Origin of the sequence: Pseudomonas sp. NPDC088885, assembly GCF_044750025.1 — a bacterium.
Lineage (GTDB): Bacteria > Pseudomonadota > Gammaproteobacteria > Pseudomonadales > Pseudomonadaceae > Aquipseudomonas > Aquipseudomonas rustica.
The window spans coordinates 1-3,316 of record NZ_JBIVJB010000196.1 but is presented as its reverse complement, the minus strand read 5'-3'; the positions used below and the strand labels follow the sequence as shown (position 1 = coordinate 3,316).

General features: G+C 59.2%; 4 protein-coding genes and 1 pseudogene. 3 read left to right on the top strand and 2 right to left on the bottom strand.

The window, feature by feature from the left end:
* Together ACIP1X_RS28315 and lnt are read left to right on the top strand one after the other, a co-directional pair.
* Positions 1-111 (top strand): annotated as a pseudogene (locus ACIP1X_RS28315) (magnesium/cobalt efflux protein); the annotation flags it as partial.
* A 17-nt stretch (positions 112-128) separates the two neighbouring features.
* On the top strand, positions 129-1,652 hold the full coding sequence (lnt, locus tag ACIP1X_RS28310) for an apolipoprotein N-acyltransferase (protein ID WP_212545748.1): 1,524 nt from the start codon (positions 129-131) through the stop codon (positions 1,650-1,652).
* 87 nt (positions 1,653-1,739) lie between these two features.
* Here the strand turns inward: lnt and ACIP1X_RS28305 are convergent, their stop codons facing one another.
* Both ACIP1X_RS28305 and ACIP1X_RS28300 read right to left on the bottom strand, forming a co-directional pair.
* Complete coding sequence (locus tag ACIP1X_RS28305; RefSeq protein WP_212545747.1) at positions 1,740-2,501, bottom strand: YdcF family protein; 762 nt, start codon at positions 2,499-2,501, stop codon at positions 1,740-1,742.
* 104 nt (positions 2,502-2,605) lie between these two features.
* Positions 2,606-2,929 (bottom strand): hypothetical protein, encoded by a 324-nt coding sequence (locus tag ACIP1X_RS28300; RefSeq protein WP_053124151.1) that lies wholly within the window; start codon positions 2,927-2,929, stop codon positions 2,606-2,608.
* Between the two features lie 254 nt (positions 2,930-3,183).
* Here ACIP1X_RS28300 and ACIP1X_RS28295 point away from each other — a divergent pair.
* The coding region (locus ACIP1X_RS28295; RefSeq protein ID WP_400755911.1) for a hypothetical protein at positions 3,184-3,316 on the top strand (133 nt) is incomplete at its 3' end.

Here is a 3,316-nt window from a genome sequence, read left to right as displayed (position 1 = left end):
CACTTGCCAAAACGCAACGAAATCACTGAAATCGGCGCCTATCGTTTCCGCATCCTGAACGCCGACAGCCGTCGGATTCATTTGCTGCGACTCACGCCAATCGCCCGGTAATACCTCTAAGGATTGAAATGCGCTGGACAACCCGCCCCGGCTGGCCCGGTAACCTGCTGGCCGTGGCGGCCGGTGCAATCACCACCTTCGCTCTGGCGCCTTTCAACATCTGGCCGCTGGCACTGCTCGCAGTCGGCTTGTTCTACGCCGGTCTGCGCGAGCTAAGCCCGCGTCAGGCGCTGGGCCGTGGCTGGTGCTTCGGTTTCGGCCTGTTCGGCGCCGGCACCAGTTGGATCTATTACAGCATCCACCATTTCGGCGGCGCTTCGGTGCTGCTGGCCGGGTTCCTGATGCTGCTGTTTACCGCCGCGATTGCCTGGTTCTTCGCCCTGCCCGCCTGGATTTGGGCACGCTGGTTGCGTCGCAACGAAGCGCCGCTGGCCGATGCCCTCGCGTTTGCTGCGCTGTGGGTTGGTCAGGAAATGTTTCGTGGCTGGTTCCTGACTGGTTTCCCGTGGTTGTACTCGGGTTACAGCCAGCTCGACGGCCCGCTAGCGGGGCTCGCGCCGGTCGGTGGCATGTGGCTGGTGGGGTTCGTACTGGCACTGACTGCTGCGCTGATCTACAACGCGCCGCGTTTGCTGCAAAGCCGCCGCAAAGCTTTTGTTGTCGCCGGTCTGGTGCTGTTGGTCGGGCCTTGGGTGGCGGGTTTCGCGCTTAAGGGTCATGCCTGGACGAGTCCGTCGGGCGCGCCTTTGAGCGTTGCTGCGATTCAGGGCAACGTCGCGCAAAGCATGAAATGGGATCCGGCCGAGCTCAACGCACAGTTGGCGTTGTACCGTGATCTGAGTTTCCGCTCGAAACCGGTGGATCTGCTGATCTGGCCGGAAACCGCTGTGCCGGTGCTCAAGGAATCTGCCGAAGGCTACCTGAGCATGATGGGCAACTTCGCCGCCGAGCGTAAATCCGCATTGATTACCGGCGTGCCGATCCGCGAAATGGTTCGTCACGAAAAACGCTTCTTCAACGGCATCACTGTGGTCGGCGAAGGTGACGGTACTTACCTGAAGCAGAAACTGGTGCCGTTTGGCGAATATGTGCCGTTGCAGGACGTCCTGCGTGGCTTGATCGCGTTCTTTGATTTGCCGATGTCCGACTTTGCCCGTGGCCCGGCCGATCAGGCGTTACTGCAAGCCAAGGGTTATCAGATTGCGCCGTTCATCTGCTACGAAGTGGTGTACCCGGACTTCGCTGCCGGCCTGTCGGCGCGCAGTGATTTGCTGCTGACGATCAGCAACGACACCTGGTTCGGCACCTCGATCGGCCCGCTGCAGCATCTGCAGATGGCGCAGATGCGCGCACTGGAAGCGGGTCGCTGGATGATCCGCGCGACCAACAATGGCGTGACCGGTTTGATCAACCCGTTCGGGCAGATCACCGAGCAGATTCCGCAGTTTGAACAGGGTGTGCTGTACGGCGAAGTGGTGCCGATGCACAACCTGACGCCGTATCTGCAATACCGCTCGTGGCCGCTGATGATTTTGTGTTTGCTGCTGTTTGGCTGGGCACTGATGGCTAGCCGAATCTCAAAAACCCTTTAAAGCTAAAGATCGCAGCCTTCGGCAGCTCCTACAGGGAAAAACACAAATCCCATGTAGGAGCTGCCGCAGGCTGCGATCTTTTGATCTTCAGCGGTAAAACAGCGAATACCCCACCTGCCCCACCGCTTCATTCAGCAACTGCCCGCTCTGCCAGATCGATTTGAATTCCGGCAACCAGCCACCAAACGGTCTCGCGTTATCAGTGCCCAAAAAGCCCACCGGCGCCGGCACCACTTCAAATCCTGCCTGTTCAAAACTCCATACCGAGCGCGGCATGTGCCACGCCTGCGTCACCACGACCACGCGCTTGATCCCTTGCGGCAATAGAATGTCGGCGCTGAATTTGGCGTTCTCCCACGTCGTACGGCTTTCCCCTTCCTGCCAACGCACGGTCACGCCGAAGTCATCACGCAGTGAATCAGCCATCAACTTCGCCTCGGTCGGCGGCGTGCCGTAATGCAGGCCGCCCGAAGTCAAAATCGGCAAGCCCGAGGCCTTGGCCAGGCGCGCCGCATAACGCTGACGTTCAAGCCCGACGCCGGTCGGCTGGTCTTCACCCCAGGCCAGATCGCCACGCTCACGTCCGGAGCCCAACACCACAATCGCGTCAGCCCGTTGCGCCAGCGTCGCCCATTCCTCACGCGCCAGCGGCGGCTCACGCTCCAGCGCCTTGGCGCCCCATTGCACAACCACCGGCAGGCTCATCAGCCAGAACCCGCCAAAACCAATGGCAAAACACAATCCAGCCAATCGCGGTCGCGAGCGGCGCAGCCACCACGCAGCCAGCAACAGCAGCAAAAGAATGCCGGGCGGCAATAGAAGTTGTTTGATGAAATAGCGAAAGGGCATCGGGCATCTCCAAAGATGCCCGAAGCCTAAGAGTGTTAATAACGCGTTACAACCAGTAGGTGGGATCCCGTTGAAAAAGATCCGTTTCTTGACCTGCCATGCGCTTACTTGGCCTGCATAGCCCGTACTTTGACGGTGTCTCTGCCGGGCGCCTTGTCCTTGAGCCAGATGACCTTGGCCGAATGTGCTGCATCGAGCTGCTTCACTGCTTGTGACAGGCAGCCGTGCGTTTCACGCTCACTGCGATCCAGATAGGCCTTGACCAGTTTGAACTCAGCGGGGCTCAAGCCACGCAATTCCAGTTCCAGGGGGCGCTCGTCGCGCAGCCGGTCAGCGGTTTTTACTGCGTCCAGGGCCATACCCAGACGGTCGATCAACCTCTCGTACAACTCGGGTTTATTCACGTTTTTTTGCCGTTGCTCCACCATCCCTCACCTCATTGAAGATAAGACTCACTCCCCAGTTAGAGCTTAGCTTCGCTGCACAAACCGGCTGTACGCCGCGACCAACGGCCCCGACGCAAGTATTGCGGGACATGTAGCTGTAATCAGGGTTTCCCTAGGCCAAGCGCGGTCATGTATGCTACGGCGCTTCCTGTAATTCCACTTCCAGCTCGTCCGGGCCAACCCCGGAACCTGCGTTGAAGAGGATTAGGCCACCCCTATCCAGTACAAAAGTAGCCATGCACGAACAATATCAGCCCCGTGAAATTGAAGCCGCCGCCCAGTCGTTCTGGGATGAGCAAAAGTCCTTTGAAGTCAGTGAACAGCCAGGCAAGGAGACTTTCTACTGCCTGTCGTTGTTCCCTTACCCCA